The sequence below is a fragment of the Deinococcus actinosclerus genome (assembly GCF_001507665.1).
Taxonomy (GTDB): Bacteria; Deinococcota; Deinococci; order Deinococcales; family Deinococcaceae; genus Deinococcus; species Deinococcus actinosclerus.
In genome coordinates, this window is sequence record NZ_CP013910.1 from 2,231,545 (window position 1) to 2,248,202 (window position 16,658).

Sequence of the window (16,658 nt, forward strand, 5' to 3'; positions counted from 1 at the left end):
CCGCGTGACCCCGCCCGGCTCGGTCACGGCGCGCCTGCCGGTCCCGGCCCGGTTCGTGCTGGGCCTGGGGCTGCTGCTGGGGTTCGCGGCGGCCGGGCAGGCCCTGACGCATGCGCTGGGCCTGCCGCTGCCGGGCTCGGTGGTGGGGCTGGCGCTGCTATGGGCGGCGCTGGGCCTGAAAGTGGTTCGGCTGCACTGGATCACGGACGCCGCCGACGGGCTGCTGGGCGTGCTGGGCCTGCTGTTCATTCCCGCCACCGCAGGCTTCCTGCAATTCCTGAGCGCCGGAGCGGCGTGGGGCCTGTGGCTGCTCGTCATGACGGCGGGCCTGCTCGTGGGGGCGGGCGCGGCGGGCCTGCTCGCGTCGCGCCTGCTGCGCCCGGAGGACTCTTGATCTGGGTCATGGTCACGCTGCTGGCCTTCGCGGCGGGCGTGCTGGCGCAGCTGCGGCTGCGCTCCCCGCTGGCGAACCCGACCCTGATCGGCACGCTGATCGTCGCGGCGGCGCTGCTGCTCACGCGGGTGCCGTACGACACGTACCTGCATGACGTGCAGCCGCTCTCGGTGCTGCTCACGCCCGCCGTGGTCGCGCTGGCCGTACCGCTGTACCGCCTGCGGGCACTGCTGGCCCGGCAGTGGCGGGCGCTGCTGCTGGGCGGCCTGAGCGGCACGGCGCTGGGCGTCGGGGTGGACACGCTGCTCGCGCGGGCGCTGCACCTCTCCCCCGACGCGCAGCGGGCCCTGCACACGGCGCCGGCCACCAGCCCGGTCGCGCTGCAACTCGCCCCGTTCACGCACGCGCCCCCCGCGCTGGCGGCCACGCTGGCGGTGCTGTCCGGGCTGATCGGCGCGCTGATCCTGCCGCCCGTCCTGAACGCCCTGCGCGTCCGGCACCCGCTGGCGCGCGGCATCGCCATCGGGTCGGTCGCGCACGGCATCGGCACCGCCCGCGCACGCGAGGAAGGCGAGTGGGCGGGCGCGGCCGCCTCCATCGGCATGGGGCTCGCCGCGCTGACCGTCACGCTGATCGTCGCGCTGCTGGCGTAGACCGGCAGCCGCCCGCAGGTCGCCCGCGCCCCGCCGGTCACCCCGGCCTCCCCCTCTGCCCCGCCTGCCCTCCTTGACCTCCACCCGCGCAGCCGGGATGCTGGGCACAATGGCGCGCAAGGTGAACCCCATTCAGGACCGGTTGCGGCGCGCGGCGCTGGAGAAGGCGGCGTACCTGGCCATCTACGAGCGGGGGTACGCGGGCGTGACGCTGGCGGACATCGCCGCGCACGCCGGGGTCAGCCGGGGCACGCTGGTGTATCACTTCGGCAGCCGGGCGGGCCTGCTCGCGGCCGTCATGCGGCGCTTCTCGCGGACGATCGCGGTGGCGACGCGGCGCGCGGTGCGGCTCTCGGACACCCCGGAGGGGAAACTGCGGGCGTACGTGGACAACCAGTTCTACGGACTGGTGAACACCCGGCGGTTCTACACGGTGTCCCTGGACTTCCTGGCCGCCGCGACGCGCGACGCGGACCTGATGACCATGCAGCGCGCGTTCCTGGCCGAGTCGCTGGCGGTGGATCTGGAACTGGCGCGCCTGACCGGCCGCGTGGGCGCGGAGGGCCGGGCGCGGCTGCTGCGCGCCATCGTGGAGGGCCTCAGCGTGCGCTTCCTGGCCGACCCCGAGCCGGATCTGGCGGTGTACCGCGCCGACTGCATGACGGGCCTGCGCGCCGTGCTGGGCTGGCCGGACGACGCCGCGTAGTTACACGTTCACGCCGTCCAGCGTGGCGATGCCGTGCTTCAGGGCGTACAAGGCGGCCTGGGTGCGGCTGTCCAGCCCCAGCTTGCTGAGCAGGCGCGACACGTGGGTCTTGACGGTGGCCTCGCTGACGCCCTGGTCGGTGGCGATGTCGCGGTTGCTGTAGCCGTGCGCGAGGAGTTGCAGGACGATGGTTTCCTTGGGGGTGAGGCTCTCGCGCATCTCGCCGCCCCGGAAGTCCCGCACGAGACGCTTGGCGGCCTCGGGGTGCAGGCGCACCTCGCCGCGCGCAGCGGCGTGGATGGCGTCGGCCAGCGTGTCCGATGACGCGTCCTTGAGCATGTAACTGATCGCGCCCGCCTCGATCGCGCCGTTCACCTTGTGTTCTTCCAGGGTGCTCGTCAGGGCGATGACCTCGGTGTCGGGGTGCTGGCGTTTGAGGGTGCGGGTGGCGGTGATGCCGTCCATGACGGGCATCATCAGGTCCATGATCACCACGTCGGGGCGCAGGCTGGCGGCGGCCTGGAGGGCCTCCTCGCCGTTGGCGGCCTCGCCGATCACGTCGATGTGCGGGTCGAGGCCCAGGAACAGGCGCAGGCCCTGGCGGACGACGGCGTGGTCGTCCACGAGCAGCACGCGGACAGGAGCGGGCGGGGTGGGGGCAGGGTCATGGGTCATGGCAGGTCTCCGGGAGGGGCTCAGCGGCGCAAGGGGCGGGTGGGAGTGGAGTCGGTGGGGGCCGGGGCCGTCACGCCGGCGCGGGCGTCGTCCTGGGCCTGACTGAGGGTCACGTTGACGGCGCGGCCGTCCACGAACACGTCCAGGTCCGGGGCGGGGCTGGGGGGCTGCCCCGGGGGAAAGGTCTGCGTGTCGCGGTCGGGGTAGCGGACGCGGGCGGTCAGGCCGGGCGGGAGGAGCAGGGTCACGTGGCCGCTCTGGGTGCGGACATCCAGGGTGCCGCGCGTGCGGGTCGTGGCGGTCAGGCGGATGTCGCCGCTGCCGGTGGTAACGGTCCCGCGCCCGGTGATGGCGGGGAGGGTCATGCGGACGTCGCCGCTGTCGGTGCCGATCCCGAGGGTCTGGGTGGTCAGCCCGGTGAGGTTCAGGGTCTGGTCGCCGCTGCTGGTGTTCACGCGCAGGGCGTCGGTCAGGCTGCCGCGCGGGGCGGTCAGGGTCACGGCCCCGCTGCGGCTGACGGCGCTGACCGCCCCGGCCTCGCGGGCGGGCAGGCTGAGGGTCTGGTCGCCGCTGTCACTGCGGACGGTCAGGGCCCGCAGGCGCAGCGGCGTGAGGGTCAGGTGCTGGTCGCCGCTGGCGGTGCTGGTACTCAGCGTGACAGGCAGGTCACGGCTGAGCGCCAGATCCAGGGTGTGCTGCACGCCCTCGGGGCCGCTGATGATCACGCCGCGTTCCCGCAGCGGCTGCACGTTCAGGCTCACGGACGCCGTGATGGCGCGGCCCTGGCGGGTCACGTCGGCCTGCACCGGGTTGCGGGCGCGGTGGTGCGCGCGCCCCCGCAGGGCGTACTCGCTGCCGCCGGGCAGCGGCGTGACGGTCAGGTCGCTGCGGTCACCGCTGGCATTCACGGCGGCGCTGCTGGCCAGGTCCAGCGGCAGCGGGCCGTCCAGGAGCACGCTGATCGGCGTGTCCTGCACGCTCATGCCGGGCGTCAGGGTGCGGCCACTGCCCTGCCACACGAGCACGAATCCGGCGGCGGCGAGCAGCAGCCCCCAGGCCATGCGGCCCAGCGTGGGCGCCAGCGGGCGCGACGGCGGCACGGTGGTCACGCGCTGACCTCCAGGGCGGCGGTGGCCTGCGGGGCGCGCGGGAGGATGAGGGTGACCCGGGTGCCCTGCCCGGGCGCGCTGAGCACCTCCAGGGTGCCGCCCGCCCCGGCGGCGCGTTCGCGCATGGAGCGCTGGCCCAGCGTGCCGCGCCCCTGGGCGGTCACGTCGAAGCCGCGCCCGTCGTCCCGGACGCTGAGCGTCACGTGCGCGGCGTCCTGGGTCACGCTCAGCCACACCGCCTGCGCGCGGGCGTGCTTCACGGTGTTGTGCAGCGCCTCCTGCGCCACGCGGTACGCGGCGGCCTGCGCGTCGGGGCTCAGCTCGGGTTCCTCGCGCAGCTCGGTGTGGACGCTCAGGCCGTGGCGGGCTTCCAGGGCGTGCGCATGCTGCGTGAGGGCGGCGATCAGGCCCCCCTCCTCCAGCGCATCGGGGCGCAGGCTGAACAGCAGCGCCTTCATCTCGGACACGCCGCCCTCGGCGAGCCGGATGGTGTATTCCAGGCTCTGACGGGTGCGCTCCGGGTCGCGGTCCAGGGTGGCGCGGGCGGTCTTGGCGCCCAGCGTGATGCCGTACAGTGCCTGCGCGACACTGTCGTGCAGTTCACGGGCCAGCCGGGCGCGTTCCAGTTCACCGGCCCGCGTGCCCGCCCGCTCGATCAGCTGCGCGGCGTGCAGGGCCGTGCCCGCGTGGTCCGCGATGGACAGCAGGAACGCCAGTTCGTCGGCGCCGGGCCGCGTGCCGGGGGCGTACAGGGCGCGCAGGGTGCCGCCGTCCACCCCGGTACTCGCGGGCAGCGCCACGGGCAGGATCGCCAGGGCGGCGCCGCCGCCCAGCAGGGTCAGGCTGGCCTCGCCGGGCGCGGGCGGGCGGGTCAGGGCGCCGCCCAGCAGGCTGGGGGGCAGGTCACCGAACCCGGTGTCCAGGGCGCGGGGCGTGCCGTCCGGGGCCACCAGCGCCACCGCCTCGGCGGTGCTGGCCTCGCGGGCCTGGGTGGTCAGGTCCCGCAAGGTGGCCTCCAGATCGTCTCCCAGTGCCACCCGCCCGGCCGCGCGGCGCAGCGCGATCACTTCGCGCCGCGCGGCCTCCCCGGCGTCCTGGGCCAGCAGCGCCGTGCCCAGGCGCGTCCACATGCGGCCCATCAGGTTCAGGACCCCGGCCGTGACCAGCAGCGCCCCCGCCCCGCTGAGCATCAGCCCGGCGGTCGCCAGCGGGCCGGGCCGCAGCGTCCATTCGTTCCAGACCAGCGGGACACTGGCGTCCATCAGCCACAGCGGCGCGCCCAGACCCAGCACCACCAGGGCCAGCAGGGCGGCGAGCACCACCCAGCACACCAGCCCCAGCGGCAGCTGGATCACGTGGAACAGCAGCGTGCGGTACGTGACCGGGTCCGAGAGCGTGGCGCCCAGCCAGCCCAGCACGCCGCTTGTGGTCGGCTGCGCCGGGCGGACAAACCGCACGCCCAGCACGCTGACCAGCGCGCGCTGCATGTCACCCAGGGCGCCCACCAGCCACAGCGCGCCCAGCAGGAACAGCGCGCCCACCAGCACCGGCAGGGTCAGCAGTCCGGCGAGCACCGCGCCGGTCAGCAGGGCCGCGACCAGCCCGCCCAGCGGCACGCTGAGCAGCACGTACGCCCCCACCCGGTACGTGCCGGGGTCAAGCAGATCCGCCAGCGCCGGGAACCGGGGGGGGCGGATGGGGTGGGGCGGGCGTCCCTGGTCCATCGGCCTTATCATGCCGCGCAGCGTAGCGGCCTGCCGCGCCGCGCCGCGTCCCCCGAAAGGCGCAGCACGTCATCCGGCGGCCAGCGCCGGGCGGGGAGGGTCACGGCCACCACCGGCAGCGCCCTGCCGGGCTTCACCCGTCCGGGTCGTAGCCCCAGGCGCTCAGTTCCTCACCGGTCGGGTCTCGCTCCTCCAGCCGGGTCACGCGGCCCGCCTCCAGCTGCGCGTGCACATACAGGTCGTTGCCCGGCTCGATGCTCCACAGCTCGAAGCGCAGGGCGGGCCACGCCGCCGCGACGGCCCGCAGCCACGGCACCGGCGCCGCCCACGCCGTCGCGAAGTGCAGGACCAGCCCGCCGGGCCGCTCCGTGACGGTCACGTCGTCCGCGTCCCGGCTTGAGCCCCAGTGCAGGGTCTGCCAGGACTCGCCGTCCAGCGGCAGGTGGGGCGCGGGGTCCTCACCGCCGGCTTGCAGGGCGATCACCCGCTGCAGGTCGCCCGGTCCAGCCGCGCGGTAGCCCCGGCGGATCACGGTGGCAGGCACCGGCACCTGGGCGTGGAAGCTCAGCGCCTGAGCGGCCTGCCGGGCCCCGCCATAGGCTGCGGTCGGCCCCCGCTGCGCCGCGCGCCACGCCGTGAGCACGGGGCCAGCCCCGCTCACTTCCAGTCTGTTCTGGCACCAGTTGGTCATCGTCCTCCCGTGGTGGAGGCTCGGGCCGACCGGGGCACGGCGCCCCAAGCCTCCGCGTCACCTCGCCTGTCAGGGAACCACATCCGGGGGCGGGCGCGCGTGAGCCGTACCCCCGACCCCCGGGGTGTTCGTGGGGACAGCAAGAAAAAAACGCGCCTCCCGGCTGGGGAGGCGCGTTTCTGTATGGTGGGCGGTATAGGATTTGAACCTACGACCCTTCGCGTGTGAAGCGAATGCTCTACCGCTGAGCTAACCGCCCGTGTTGATGGGCCCTGCCGGATTTGAACCGGCAACCAATCGGTTATGAGCCGACTGCTCTGACCGTTGAGCTAAGAGCCCTCAGAGCTTTTCTGGCCGCCCTGGCGTTCAGGGCGAGGGGAAGTGTAGCAACGGGGTGGGTGCTTGTCAAACCCCCGCGGCCCCCTGCCTGAGTGACGCGCGGCCGGGGACGCCGCGGGCGGGTAGAGTGCGGGGCATGCGTGTCGTGCATGTGGCGTCCGAGGTGTTCCCGTTCTCGCGTTCCGGTGGGCTGGGGGACGTGCTGGGCGCGCTGCCCGCGCAGCAGGCCCGGCTGGGGGCGGAGGTGACGGTGGTCTCTCCGTGGTACGCGGATATCACGCAGCCGGTGCGCGAGCTCTGGCGCGGCCCGCTGACCGTGCCGGGCACGGTGGCCCTGGAGGACGTGCGGGTGGGAGAACTGGTGCAGGACGGCGTGCAGTTCCTGTTCGTGGGGCTGGGGGCGTTCGACCGGCCGGGCCTGTACTTCCCGGACGACGTGTGGCGGTTCACGCAGTTCGGTCGGGCGGTGCTGCCGGCCCTGGAGCGGGTCGGCGTCCGGCCGGACGTGCTGCACGGGCACGACTGGCAGGCGGGACTGGTGGTGGCGCTGGCGCGCCTGGCGGGGGTGCGGGCCGTGTTCAGCGTGCACAACCTCCAGTACCAGGGCCGCTGGAACCTGATCGACGGGACCGGATGGACCGGGCTCCCCGACTGGGTGTACACGCACGAGGGCCTGGAGTTCCACGGGGACGTGAACCTGATGAAGGCGGGGCTGGTGTTCGCCTCGCAGGTCACGACGGTCAGCCCGACGTACGCGCAGGAGATCACCACGCCCGAGTACGGCGAGGGGCTGGAGGGCCTGCTGATCCGCCTGACGCACGAGGGGCGCCTGAGCGGCGTCCTGAACGGGCTGGATCAGGCGCGCTGGGACCCGCGCACGGACGCGGACATCACGCCGTTCACGGACCCGGCCGGCAAGGCGGCGTGCGGGGCGGCGCTGCGGGCCGAGTACGGCCTGGACGAGGCGCCGATCCTGGCGACCGTCAGCCGCCTCGCGGAGCAGAAGGGCATGGACCTGCTCATCGGGGCGCTGCCCGAACTGACGCGCGACTGGAACGTGGTCGTGCTGGGCGGCGGTGACCCGCGCCTGGAGGCGGCGCTGCGCGAGTGGGACGCCCATCCCCGGGTGGCGTTCGCGCAGGGCATGAACGAGCCGCTGGCGCACCGCATCTACGCCGGCGCGGACGCGTTCGCGATGCCCAGCCGCTTCGAGCCGTGCGGCCTGTCGCAGATGATCGCCATGCGCTACGGAACGCTGCCGGTGGTGCGCGAGACGGGCGGGCTGGTGGACACCGTGCCGCACGAGGTGGGCTTCCGCTTCGGTCCGGCCTCCGTGCAGGGGCTCGTGGACGCCTGCGCCGCGGCGAGATCGACCTTCGACGACCGCGCCGAGTGGACGGCCCGCGCCGCCGAGGCCATGAGCCTGGACTTCAGCTGGGACGGCCCCACCCGCGAGTACCTGGGGCTGTACGCCCGCGTGCTGAGCAGTCCGCTGCGGCCCCTGACGGGTCTGGCGGGCGCGTGAGCGGGCCACAGGTGAGCGCCGTGCAGGTCGAGCGGCTGTCCGGCGAGGGCCTAACCACCGCGCTGGCCGCGCTGTACGACGCGCCGGCCGAGGCGGTCGCGTGGATGGCGGACGTGTGCACGGCGGCGTGGGTGGCCTTCGAGGTGCAGCCCGGCGAGGCCGGCGAGGTGCGCGAGGTGGTGCTCGGCGCGGCCGGCACGCGCCCCAGCCCGGCGCATGGAGCGGAACTGCTCGGCGGGGTGTTCAGCGGCGCGCGGCGCGACGAGGCGGCGCTGGCACTGGCGGACGCCGCACGCGCCGAGGTGGGCCGCGCGTACGTGTTCGCCGACGGGCATCTGTTCCCGCCGGAGCCGTTCCTGACGCTGGGCTGGCGCGAGACGGGCGCGTACCGCCGCCTGGAGGGCCGCGTGCCCTACCGGCACGTCACGCCACCCGAGGGCGTGACCCTGCGCGCCCTGGCCGACACGCCTCACGCGGCGCGGCTGGAGGCGCTGCGCACCTACGAGGACCGCATCGGGCATCACGCGGTGCACGAGGACGCCGCGCGGGACGGCGCGGGGGAGTTCGACGCGCACGTCAGCGTGATCGCGCTGGACGACCAGGGGCGCGGGATCGGCGTGTGCCGCGCCGCCATCGAGGACGGGCAGGGCCGCGTGGACGCCCCGGGCGTGCACCCGCTGTGGCGGCACACGGCGCTGCGCTCGGCGCTGCTGAACGAGGTGAATACCCGCCTGCGCGCCCGGGGCGTCACGCAGCTCAGCATGGACTCCTGGGGGGACACGCCCGAGGACCTCGCGCACGACCTGAAGTGGGGCCTGCACGTCGTGGACGAGACGCCGCTGCTCAGCTCGCCCTGACCTGCGCGCTGAACGTGGGCGGCGGCGCGGTCGAATTGCGCCGCTGAGGTACCATCGGGGGTGTGAATCTCGCGGTGGTGCTCGTTTCTCCTAAAACTCCTGGCAATATCGGTTCGGCGGCGCGCGCCATGCTGAACATGGGGGCGCGGGACCTGCGACTGGTCGCGCCGCGCTGCGATCACCTCGATTCCGGCGCGGTGGCGATGGCGGTCCATGCGGCGGATCTGCTGCGCGAGGCGAAGGTCTACCCGACGCTGCGCGAGGCGCTGGCCGACCGGGACCTGAGTGTGGGCACCACCGCCCGCCTGCGCGCGGACCTGGCGCCGCCGCAGCACCCGGCGTACGTGCGGCCGCTCGTGCGCGCGGCGGCCGCGCCCGCGCTGGTGTTCGGCCCCGAGGAGACCGGGCTGATCAACAGCGACCTGGAGCAGTGCCAGCTGGCGGTGCGCATCCCGACCGGGGACTACGCGAGCCTGAACCTCGCGCAGGCGGTGCTGCTGGTGTGCTACGAGTTCCTGCAGGGGCAGGACGAACTGCCCGAGCGGCAGCGCAAGACCGCCACGCGTGAGGAGATGGAGGCCCTGTACGGGCACCTGCGCGAGACGATGACCCTGATCGGCTACACGGACGCGGTGCGGGCGCGCCACACGCTGCGGCTGTGGCGGGCGGTGCTCGACCGGGCGCTGATGAGCAGTGCCGAGAGCCGCCTGTTCCGCGGCCTGCTGCGGCAGGTGCACTGGAAGGTGGAGGACGCCGCCGCGCGCGGCACGACCGCGCCCCGGCAGGCTCCTGCGCCGGACACCCCCGAGCTGGACCTCCCCGCTACCGACGACCAGCCCGGGCGCTGAGGGGGGGCGCCGGGACGGCCCGCCCGGCGCGGCGGGCCTAGACTGGGGGCATGACGGACGCTCCCGCGCCGCGCCAGCCTGTCCCTGACGCCCTGACCCCCGACCTCTCCCCCATGCCCGATCATCTGCCGGACGCCCTGCCCGAGGCGCTGGACGGCGCGCCGGTACGGGGGCCGCGGGGGTTCCGGCTGTCGGACCGGGTGCGGGTGGTGCGCAATGTCCTGCCGCCGCTGATCGTGCTGGTGGTGGGCGTGGTGGAGTTCCTGATCTCGCTGCTGCCCGGCGCGGCGCTGGAGCTATGGGCGCACCTGCTGTTCTACGGGCTGGTGGGCCCGGCGGTGACGTACTTCAGCGTGGAGTGGATCGCGGAGGGCACCCGCGCGCGTGAGCGGGCCGAGCGGCAGCTGCTGGACCTGTACGGCGAGCTGCGGGTATCGCACGCGCGGCTGGGGGCGGTGCAGGAACTCATGCGGGACCTGTCGGACGCGGCGGACATGGGCGCGGTGCTGGACGTCGCGGCGCGCGGCGCGGTGCGCGTGACCGGAGCGCAGCGGGCGACGCTGACGGTGCCGGGCGGCCTGAGCGGCACGGCCCGCGCCGAGGGGTCCAGCGAGGCGTCGGGGCCGCTGCATCCGCTGAAGGTGCCGGTGCCGGGCGGCGGGGCGCTCGCGCTGCACTTCCAGGACGCCCCCCCGGCGGACGCCGAGGCGCTGGCGCAGGCGCTGGCCTCGGAGGTCGCGCGCGGCGTGGAGGCGGTGCGGCAGCGGACGCTGGACCTGATGACGCTGTACTCGGTGGATCAGAGTATCCGCGCCGAGCGCAACATGCGCCGCCTGCTGGGCCGCGTGACGCACGCCATGGCGGGCCGCGTGGGGGCCGGGGCGCGGGCGGTGGTCCTGAGCGATCAGGACGGGGTGCTGCGGCTGGAGTACGCGCAGGACGCGCACGGCGAGCGGCGCGGCGGGGTCGCTCCGGCGTTCGCGCAGCGGGTCGCGCAGGCCGAGGCGGCCCTGAAGGCCACCGACGAGGAGGCCGGGGAAGTGTTCCCGGAGGCCCGCAGCGTGCTGGGCCTGCCCATGCGCGACGAGGAGGGCCTGGTGGGCGTGCTGCTGCTGGGCGACCCGGACCCGAACGCCTTCGACGACGCGCGGGTGTCGCTGCTGGCGCTGATGGCGGGGCAGGCGACGCTGGCGGTCCGCAACGCGCGGGCGTACCTGTACTCGGAGGAACTGGCGATCAGTGACGAGCGCGCCCGCATCGCGCGCGAGATTCACGACGGGGTGGCGCAGTCGCTGGCCTTCGCGGCGCTGAAGCTGGACGTCGTGGCCCGGCAGATCCACACCGATCCCCCGAAGGCGGAGGCCGAGGTGCGCGCCGCCACGACGCTGCTGCGCGAGCAGATCCGCGAGGTGCGCCGCTCGATCTTCGCGCTGCGGCCCATCGACCTGGAACGCTACGGGCTGCTGGAGACCGTGCGCCGCTACGTGCTGGATTTCGGCGAGCAGAATGGCCTGCGGGTGCACCTGAACGTGAGCGGGGACGTGCACCTCGCGCCGGGGGACGAGGCGGTCGTGTTCCGGATCCTGCAGGAGAGCCTGAACAACGTCGCCAAGCACGCCCGCGCGCAGGAGGTCAAGGTGACGCTGCACGGCGCGGAACAGGTGACGCTGCGGGTGCAGGACGACGGCGCGGGTTTCGATCCGGAGACCATCACGGGCCGCGTGAGCAGCGCGGGCGGCCTGGGCCTCTTGCAGATGCGCGAGCGGATCGAGGCGCGTGGCGGCCTGTACCGCGTGCTGTCGAGCCCCGGGCACGGCACGCTGGTCGAGGCGGAACTCCCGCAGGGCTGAGCGTCCCGTGACGGCGCGCCGCGCCTGGCAGCGGGCCCGCCCTGCGGTCAGCGGGGCAGCTGGATGAATTCCAGGATGGTGCCGTCCGTGTTGTGCAGGTACGCCAGTCGCGCGCCGACCGGGCCGGGTCCCTCGGTGACGACCGCCACCTGACCCCGGACCTGCCAGCCCCAGGGCGCGCTGTCGCGGATCAGGGCGTCAAGGTCCGCGACGCGGAACGCGAGGTGCCAGGAGCCGATGTCGGCCGGGCTGGGCCGGTACGAGGCGCGGCTTCCTGGGGCGAGCGGCTGGTACAGTTCGACGGTCTGGCCGTGCAGGGCGAGCATCGCGAGGCGGCTGCGCAGGCCGGGCACGCCGGTTTCCTGTTCGGGGAGGGGGCCGCCCACCTCGGTGGTGCCGAGCAGGGTGAAGCCCAGGACCTGCTGCCAGTAGCCGAGTTCATGGGTCAGGTCGCTGACGGCGATGGCGGTGTGGTCGGTTCCGAGGACATGGCCGCTCATGAGCGGGGCAGGACGGCGCGGATCTGCGTTTCCATGCCGGTCAGGACGCTGGGGTGGCGCAGCGCGGCGACCAGGGCGCGGGTGGCGTGGTGTTCGCTGCCGCTCAGGCCGTCCTGGAGGTGCGCGTGGATGGCGGGGTGCAGGTGGCCGCGCGGCCACAGCAGGTCGCGTAGCAGGTCGGCGGCGGGCAGGTCGCGCAGGGGCTGGCCCGCGCGGGTCAGGTGCAGGGTGGCGTGCCCGTGGGCGTCGCAGGTCAGCTGGGCGTGGACGGGGTGCCCGGCGTGGCGGGTGACGTGTTCCAGGGTCTGCCCGAAGGCCTGCACGAGGTTCAGGGCGAGGCTGCGGCCCAGCAGGGTCAGCCGCGCCGGGTCGTGGGTGGTGACGCGCAGGGTCTGCGTGAGCTGCCGGGCGAGGCGGTCGCCTTCGGCCATCAGGGCGGTGTGGGGGTCTGGGGTCATGGGTGGTCTCTGGGTGGGGGAAGGCCCGGGGCTGTCTGGACAGCTGCCGGGGTGGGACGGGGGGATCGGGGGGCGGGCGGCGCGCGGGTGGGTGGGCGAGGGTGGCTGGGCGGGTCGGTGCGGCGCGCGTCCAGACGCGGCCTGGGCGGGGGTCTGGCCCGGCCGGGTGGGGCGCCGGGGGCCGGGGGGCGGCTCAGGAGGGGCGGGCGCGGCGTTCAGCAGATAAAGAGAGGCTTAGTGTAAGCTCATCGGGTATGAACGTCATTGGCAAGGTCACTGTGCTGCCCCAGCTGCCGCCCAGCATCGCGCGGCTGTCGGAACTGGCTTACAACCTCTACTGGTCGTGGACTCCTCACGCTCAGGCGCTGTACGAGGAACTCGACGCCCCAAATTGGGAGCGCTTCCAACATAACCCGGTGCGCCAGCTGCTCGAGGTGCCCCAGGCCCGCCTGGAACAGGCCGCCGCCGACCCCGCGTACCTCGCGCGCTACGCGAAGGTCATGGCCGACTTCGACGCCTACATGGGCAAGAAGGACACCTGGGCCGCGAAGAACGCCGCCGACATGAAGCCGGTTGCGTACTTCAGCATGGAGTACGCCTTCCACGAGTCCCTGCCGATCTACTCCGGCGGCCTGGGCGTGCTCGCGGGCGACCACTGCAAGAGTGCCTCGGACCTCGGCATTCCCTTCACGGCGGTCGGCATGCTGTTCCACCAGGGCTACTTCCGGCAGCTGTTCGACAAGGACGGCTGGCAGAACGAGGCCTACGACGAACTCGACCTGACCACCCTGCCCATCACGCCCGCCCTGACCGAGAAGGGTGAGGAGGCGCGCGTGAAGGTCCGCATCGGCGAGCGCGACGTGCACGTCCGCATCTGGAACCTGAACGTGGGCCGCATCAAGGTGCTGCTGCTCGACACGAACGTCCCCGAGAACAGCGAGGACGACCGTAAACTCACGGCCCGCCTGTACGGCGGCAACCAGGAACTGCGCGTGCAGCAGTACGTCCTGCTGGGCGTGGCGGGTATCCGCGCGCTGCGCGTCCTGAACGTCCCCGGCGACGTGTACCACATGAACGAGGGCCACGCCGCGCTGCTGGGCCTGGAACGCACCCGCGAGTACGTGGCGCGTGGCCTGGACTTCAAGACCGCCCTGGAAACGGTGGCCAGCTCGACGCTGTTCACCACCCACACGCCCGTCGCCGCCGGCAACGACGCCTTCGCGTACGACCTGATGGACCGCTACATCGGCGCGTGGCCCGCGCAGCTCGCCACCAGCCGCGACGAGCTGTACCGGCTCGCCGAGCACGAGCAGATGTGGGACGGCCACCCGGTGCCCACCTTCTCCATGACGGTGTTCGCGCTGAACATGAGCCGCGCGGCGAACGGCGTGTCCGAACTGCACGGCGAGGTCAGCCGCGACATGTGGAAGTTCCTGTACCCCGGCGCCGAGACCGAGGAGGTGCCGATCGGGCACGTCACGAACGGCGCGCACAACCTCACCTTCACCAGCCAGGCCATGCGTGACCTGCTCTCGACCGTCTTGCCCGCCGACTGGACCGAGCGGCTGGAAGACGAGCAGATGTGGACCGCCGTGGAGAAGCTGACCGACCAGCAGCTGCAGGACGTGCAGCGCGACATGAAGCGCGACATGATCACCTTCGTGCGCGGCCGCATGCGCGAGCAGATGCTGCGCAACGGGGCCTCCGCCGCCGACGTGGCCGCCACCGACACCCTGCTCGACGAGAACACCCTGACCATCGGCTTCGCGCGCCGGTTCGCGACGTACAAACGCGCCACGCTGCTGTTCCGCGACAAGGCCCGCCTCAGCCGCATCGTGAACCACCCCGAGCGGCCCGTGCAGTTCGTGTTCGCCGGCAAGGCCCACCCCGCCGACAACCCCGGCAAGTCCTTCATCCAGGAGATCTACAAGATCAGCCAGGAACCCGAGTTCCGCGGCAAGATCGTCATCCTGGAAAACTACGACATGCACGTCGCCCGTCACCTCGTGCAGGGCGTGGACATCTGGCTGAACAACCCCCGCCGCCCCCTGGAGGCCTCCGGCACCAGTGGCATGAAGGCCAGCTTCAACGGCAGCCCCAACCTCAGCATCCTGGACGGCTGGTGGCGTGAAGGCTTTGATGGCACGAACGGCTGGCCGATCGGCGAGGAACGCGAGTACGCCGACCTGAACGTGCAGGACGACGCCGACGCCTTCAGCATGTACCACACGCTGGAAACCGACATCACGCCCCGCTACTATGGCGGCCTGAGCGGCCAGCCCACCTGGGCGTCCACGGTGCGCCGCGCCATCCAGACGGTCAGCCCGCGCTTCTCCATGCAGCGTCAGGTGATCGACTACGTGCAGAAGTACTACCGGCCCATCGCCGGGCGCGGCGCGAGCCTCGCCAGCGGCAACAGCACCCGCGCCCGCGAGATCGCCGCGTGGAAGGGCTGGGTGCGCCAGCAGTGGCCCTACACCACCCTGACCGCGACCGCCCAGCTGCCCGCCACCGCCCGCCCCGGCCAGAGCGTCCCCGTGACCGCGCAGGTGAACCCCGCCGGCATCAACCTGGACGAACTGCGCGTCGAGGCTGTCCTGAACCGCGGCGGCCACCTGACCCGCGTGCCCCTGGTCAGCCGCGGCGGCGGCACGTACAGCGCCGAGATCCCCCTGAAGGACAGCGGCCTGTACTCGGTCGGCGTGCGCATGCTGCCCGTCATCGACGGCCTGAGCAACGACCTGGAAGCGGGCCTGATCAAGTGGGCCTGAGCCCCTCCTGAGCCCTGCCCCCTCCCCCGGCCGGGAGGGGGTTTCTGCTGTCTGGTTCTCTCCCCCGGACGGTGACAGGGCCGCCCTGTTCACGCCGGGTACGCTCAGGCATGAGCGAGCAACTGGAACGCGGCAAACGCAAACGCGCGCAGGTCATGGGGCAGGAGTACGTGGACCGGGCATTCAGTGGGGACCCTGAGGCGTTCGGCGCGGACTACCAGCGCTTCCTGACCGAGTACGCCTGGGGCGCGGCGTGGGGCCGCGGCAACCTGACCGACCGCGAGCGGCACATGGTCACGCTGGGCATCCTGGCGGCGCTGGGCCGCGAGCGGGAGTTCGAGGGGCACGTCCGGGCGACGCGCAACACGGGTGTCAGCGAACGTGACCTGAGTGACGTGCTGCATCAGGTGGCGATCTACGCGGGCGTTCCGGCGGGCCTGAGCGGGTTCACGATTGCCAAGAGGGTGCTGGGAGAACAGGAGTAGGCATTCCGGCAGCGCAGACACCTGCGCCCGCCGGATGGGCGCCGGGTGATCTAATGCCCGCCATGTCCTGCCCCCTGCCCCACCCCGTCCGTCCCGCCCGGCTGCGGGCCGCCGCTGCCCCGGTGACCCGGCCTTGACGAGCGCCGCCACCCGGGCGCGGCCCAGCCTGCCGCCCGTGCCGTCCCTGCTGCTGGCGATGCTGAGCATCCAGGGCGGCGCGGCCTTCGCGAAGACGCTGTTCCCGACGCTGGGCCCGGCGGGGACGACCACCGTCCGCGTGGCGCTGGCGGCGGCGCTGCTGATGCTGGTGTTCCGCCCGGCGCTGCACCGCCTGACGTGGGGGCAGTGGCGCGCGATCCTCCCGTACGGCGCGGCGCTGGGCCTGATGAACCTCGCGTTCTACGAGTCGCTGCGGCTGCTGCCGCTGGGTCTGGCGGTCACGCTGGAGTTCGTGGGGCCGCTGCTGCTGTCGCTGGCACTGTCGCGCCGCCCGCTGGACGTGGCGTGGGTGGCGCTGGCCGGGCTGGGCATCGTGCTGATCTCGCCCCTTGGGAGTGGGGGGGCCGCGAACGCCCCGGTGCTGGGCATCGTGCTGGCGCTGGTGGCGGGCGGCATGTGGGCGCTGTACATCCTGGCGGGGGGGCGGTGGGCCGCCGGGTGCCCGGCACAACCGGCGTGGTCGCGGGCATGATCGTCGCCGCGCTGGTCACGCTGCCGTGCGGGGTGATCCAGGCCGGCCCGGCCCTGCTCACCCCGCACGCCCTGCTGCTGGGCCTGGGCGTCGCGGTGCTGTCCAGCGCGCTGCCGTACACGCTGGAGATGCGGGCCCTGCGCGCCATTCCCGCCCGCATCTTCGGGGTCATGATGAGCATCGAGCCGGCCCTGGCGGCCCTGAGCGGCCTGCTGTTCCTCGGTGAGCGCCTCACGGCCGTGCAGTGGGCCGCGATGGCCTGCGTGATCGCCGCCAGCGCCGGGATCAACCTGACCGGCAAGGCCGCGCACAGCGAACCGGACCCGGTGAACTAGGGAGTCACACGAGAAGGCCCGCCAGCATGGACGCTGCGCGGGCCTTC

The 16,658-nt window shown here is 73.4% G+C and carries 17 protein-coding genes and 2 tRNA genes; 11 read left to right on the top strand and 8 right to left on the bottom strand.

The annotated features are described in order from the left end of the window. Positions 1-4 precede the first annotated feature (4 nt). The 3 genes from AUC44_RS10805 (at position 5) to AUC44_RS10815 (ending at position 1,753) form a co-directional block, all read left to right on the top strand. Positions 5-394 (top strand): CidA/LrgA family protein, encoded by a 390-nt coding sequence (locus AUC44_RS10805; protein WP_062158631.1) that lies wholly within the window; start codon positions 5-7, stop codon positions 392-394. After that, on the top strand, positions 391-1,047 hold the full coding sequence (locus tag AUC44_RS10810; RefSeq protein WP_062158632.1) for an LrgB family protein: 657 nt from the start codon (positions 391-393) through the stop codon (positions 1,045-1,047). Before AUC44_RS10805 ends, AUC44_RS10810 begins: the two co-directional genes overlap by 4 nt. Positions 1,048-1,156: 109 nt before the next feature. Further along, a complete protein-coding gene (locus tag AUC44_RS10815; protein ID WP_062158633.1) occupies positions 1,157-1,753 on the top strand; it encodes a TetR/AcrR family transcriptional regulator in 597 nt (198 codons plus the stop codon). Here the strand turns inward: AUC44_RS10815 and AUC44_RS10820 are convergent, their stop codons facing one another. From AUC44_RS10820 to AUC44_RS10845, 6 genes are all read right to left on the bottom strand, one after another. Further along, positions 1,754-2,428 (bottom strand): response regulator, encoded by a 675-nt coding sequence (locus AUC44_RS10820; RefSeq protein ID WP_062158634.1) that lies wholly within the window; start codon positions 2,426-2,428, stop codon positions 1,754-1,756. It lies immediately after the preceding gene. Positions 2,429-2,448: 20 nt separating this feature from the next. Beyond that, complete coding sequence (locus tag AUC44_RS10825; protein ID WP_231724423.1) at positions 2,449-3,537, bottom strand: DUF4097 family beta strand repeat-containing protein; 1,089 nt, start codon at positions 3,535-3,537, stop codon at positions 2,449-2,451. Further along, entirely contained in the window at positions 3,534-5,261 is a 1,728-nt protein-coding gene (locus tag AUC44_RS10830) for a sensor histidine kinase (RefSeq protein WP_062158635.1), read from the bottom strand. The genes AUC44_RS10825 and AUC44_RS10830 overlap by 4 nt, the downstream gene beginning before the upstream one ends. 133 nt (positions 5,262-5,394) lie before the next feature. Next, positions 5,395-5,904, bottom strand: a complete 510-nt coding sequence (locus tag AUC44_RS10835) for a DUF1281 family ferredoxin-like fold protein (protein ID WP_157445320.1) — start codon at positions 5,902-5,904, stop codon at positions 5,395-5,397. Between the two features lie 232 nt (positions 5,905-6,136). After that, positions 6,137-6,211, bottom strand: a tRNA-Val gene (locus tag AUC44_RS10840). A 7-nt stretch (positions 6,212-6,218) separates the two neighbouring features. Continuing rightward, positions 6,219-6,291, bottom strand: a tRNA-Ile gene (locus AUC44_RS10845). 136 nt (positions 6,292-6,427) lie between these two features. On the opposite strand from AUC44_RS10845, the gene AUC44_RS10850 reads away from it, so the two are divergent. The 4 genes from AUC44_RS10850 to AUC44_RS10865 all read left to right on the top strand — a co-directional run bounded on the left by AUC44_RS10850 (position 6,428) and on the right by AUC44_RS10865 (position 11,371). Beyond that, a complete protein-coding gene (locus AUC44_RS10850; RefSeq protein WP_062158637.1) occupies positions 6,428-7,816 on the top strand; it encodes a glycogen synthase in 1,389 nt (462 codons plus the stop codon). Further along, positions 7,813-8,673: a hypothetical protein gene (locus tag AUC44_RS10855; protein ID WP_231724424.1), complete on the top strand. Its 861-nt coding sequence runs from the start codon at positions 7,813-7,815 to the stop codon at positions 8,671-8,673. The genes AUC44_RS10850 and AUC44_RS10855 overlap by 4 nt, the downstream gene beginning before the upstream one ends. A gap of 62 nt (positions 8,674-8,735) precedes the next feature. Beyond that, the gene (locus AUC44_RS10860; protein ID WP_062158638.1) at positions 8,736-9,521 is read left to right on the top strand and encodes an RNA methyltransferase; all 786 of its coding nucleotides are present in this window, start codon (positions 8,736-8,738) and stop codon (positions 9,519-9,521) included. 113 nt (positions 9,522-9,634) lie between these two features. Next, positions 9,635-11,371: a GAF domain-containing sensor histidine kinase gene (locus AUC44_RS10865; protein WP_082689187.1), complete on the top strand. Its 1,737-nt coding sequence runs from the start codon at positions 9,635-9,637 to the stop codon at positions 11,369-11,371. A gap of 47 nt (positions 11,372-11,418) precedes the next feature. Here the strand turns inward: AUC44_RS10865 and AUC44_RS10870 are convergent, their stop codons facing one another. Beyond that, positions 11,419-11,871 (bottom strand): VOC family protein, encoded by a 453-nt coding sequence (locus AUC44_RS10870; RefSeq protein ID WP_062158639.1) that lies wholly within the window; start codon positions 11,869-11,871, stop codon positions 11,419-11,421. Next, positions 11,868-12,329: a hypothetical protein gene (locus tag AUC44_RS10875; protein WP_062158640.1), complete on the bottom strand. Its 462-nt coding sequence runs from the start codon at positions 12,327-12,329 to the stop codon at positions 11,868-11,870. Before AUC44_RS10875 ends, AUC44_RS10870 begins: the two co-directional genes overlap by 4 nt. Before the next feature lie 254 nt (positions 12,330-12,583). Between AUC44_RS10875 and glgP the strand changes: the two genes are divergently transcribed. The 4 genes from glgP to AUC44_RS17315 all read left to right on the top strand — a co-directional run bounded on the left by glgP (position 12,584) and on the right by AUC44_RS17315 (position 16,611). Beyond that, positions 12,584-15,100: an alpha-glucan family phosphorylase gene (gene glgP / locus AUC44_RS10880; RefSeq protein WP_062158641.1), complete on the top strand. Its 2,517-nt coding sequence runs from the start codon at positions 12,584-12,586 to the stop codon at positions 15,098-15,100. A gap of 110 nt (positions 15,101-15,210) precedes the next feature. Then, positions 15,211-15,585 carry a carboxymuconolactone decarboxylase family protein gene (locus AUC44_RS10885; RefSeq protein ID WP_062158642.1) on the top strand — a complete coding sequence of 125 codons (375 nt, stop codon included), beginning with the start codon at positions 15,211-15,213 and terminating at the stop codon, positions 15,583-15,585. Between the two features lie 175 nt (positions 15,586-15,760). Next, a complete protein-coding gene (locus AUC44_RS17310) occupies positions 15,761-16,276 on the top strand; it encodes an EamA family transporter (RefSeq protein ID WP_335338662.1) in 516 nt (171 codons plus the stop codon). Then, positions 16,243-16,611 carry an EamA family transporter gene (locus tag AUC44_RS17315; RefSeq protein ID WP_335338663.1) on the top strand — a complete coding sequence of 123 codons (369 nt, stop codon included), beginning with the start codon at positions 16,243-16,245 and terminating at the stop codon, positions 16,609-16,611. The genes AUC44_RS17310 and AUC44_RS17315 overlap by 34 nt, the downstream gene beginning before the upstream one ends. The last annotated feature ends 47 nt before the right edge of the window (positions 16,612-16,658 follow it).

What these genes read in the sequence shown, in the direction of transcription:
- AUC44_RS10885 (WP_062158642.1), top strand. Translation starts at nt 15,211, where the DNA reads ATGAGCGAGCAACTGGAACGCGGCAAACGCAAACGCGCGCAGGTCATG.
- AUC44_RS10815 (WP_062158633.1), top strand. Translation starts at nt 1,157, where the DNA reads ATGGCGCGCAAGGTGAACCCCATTCAGGACCGGTTGCGGCGCGCGGCG.
- AUC44_RS10875 (WP_062158640.1), bottom strand. Translation starts at nt 12,329, where the DNA reads ATGACCCCAGACCCCCACACCGCCCTGATGGCCGAAGGCGACCGCCTC.
- glgP (WP_062158641.1), top strand. Translation starts at nt 12,584, where the DNA reads ATGAACGTCATTGGCAAGGTCACTGTGCTGCCCCAGCTGCCGCCCAGC.
- AUC44_RS10870 (WP_062158639.1), bottom strand. Translation starts at nt 11,871, where the DNA reads ATGAGCGGCCATGTCCTCGGAACCGACCACACCGCCATCGCCGTCAGC.
- AUC44_RS10820 (WP_062158634.1), bottom strand. Translation starts at nt 2,428, where the DNA reads ATGACCCATGACCCTGCCCCCACCCCGCCCGCTCCTGTCCGCGTGCTG.
- AUC44_RS10830 (WP_062158635.1), bottom strand. Translation starts at nt 5,261, where the DNA reads ATGGACCAGGGACGCCCGCCCCACCCCATCCGCCCCCCCCGGTTCCCG.
- AUC44_RS10865 (WP_082689187.1), top strand. Translation starts at nt 9,635, where the DNA reads ATGCCCGATCATCTGCCGGACGCCCTGCCCGAGGCGCTGGACGGCGCG.
- AUC44_RS10850 (WP_062158637.1), top strand. Translation starts at nt 6,428, where the DNA reads ATGCGTGTCGTGCATGTGGCGTCCGAGGTGTTCCCGTTCTCGCGTTCC.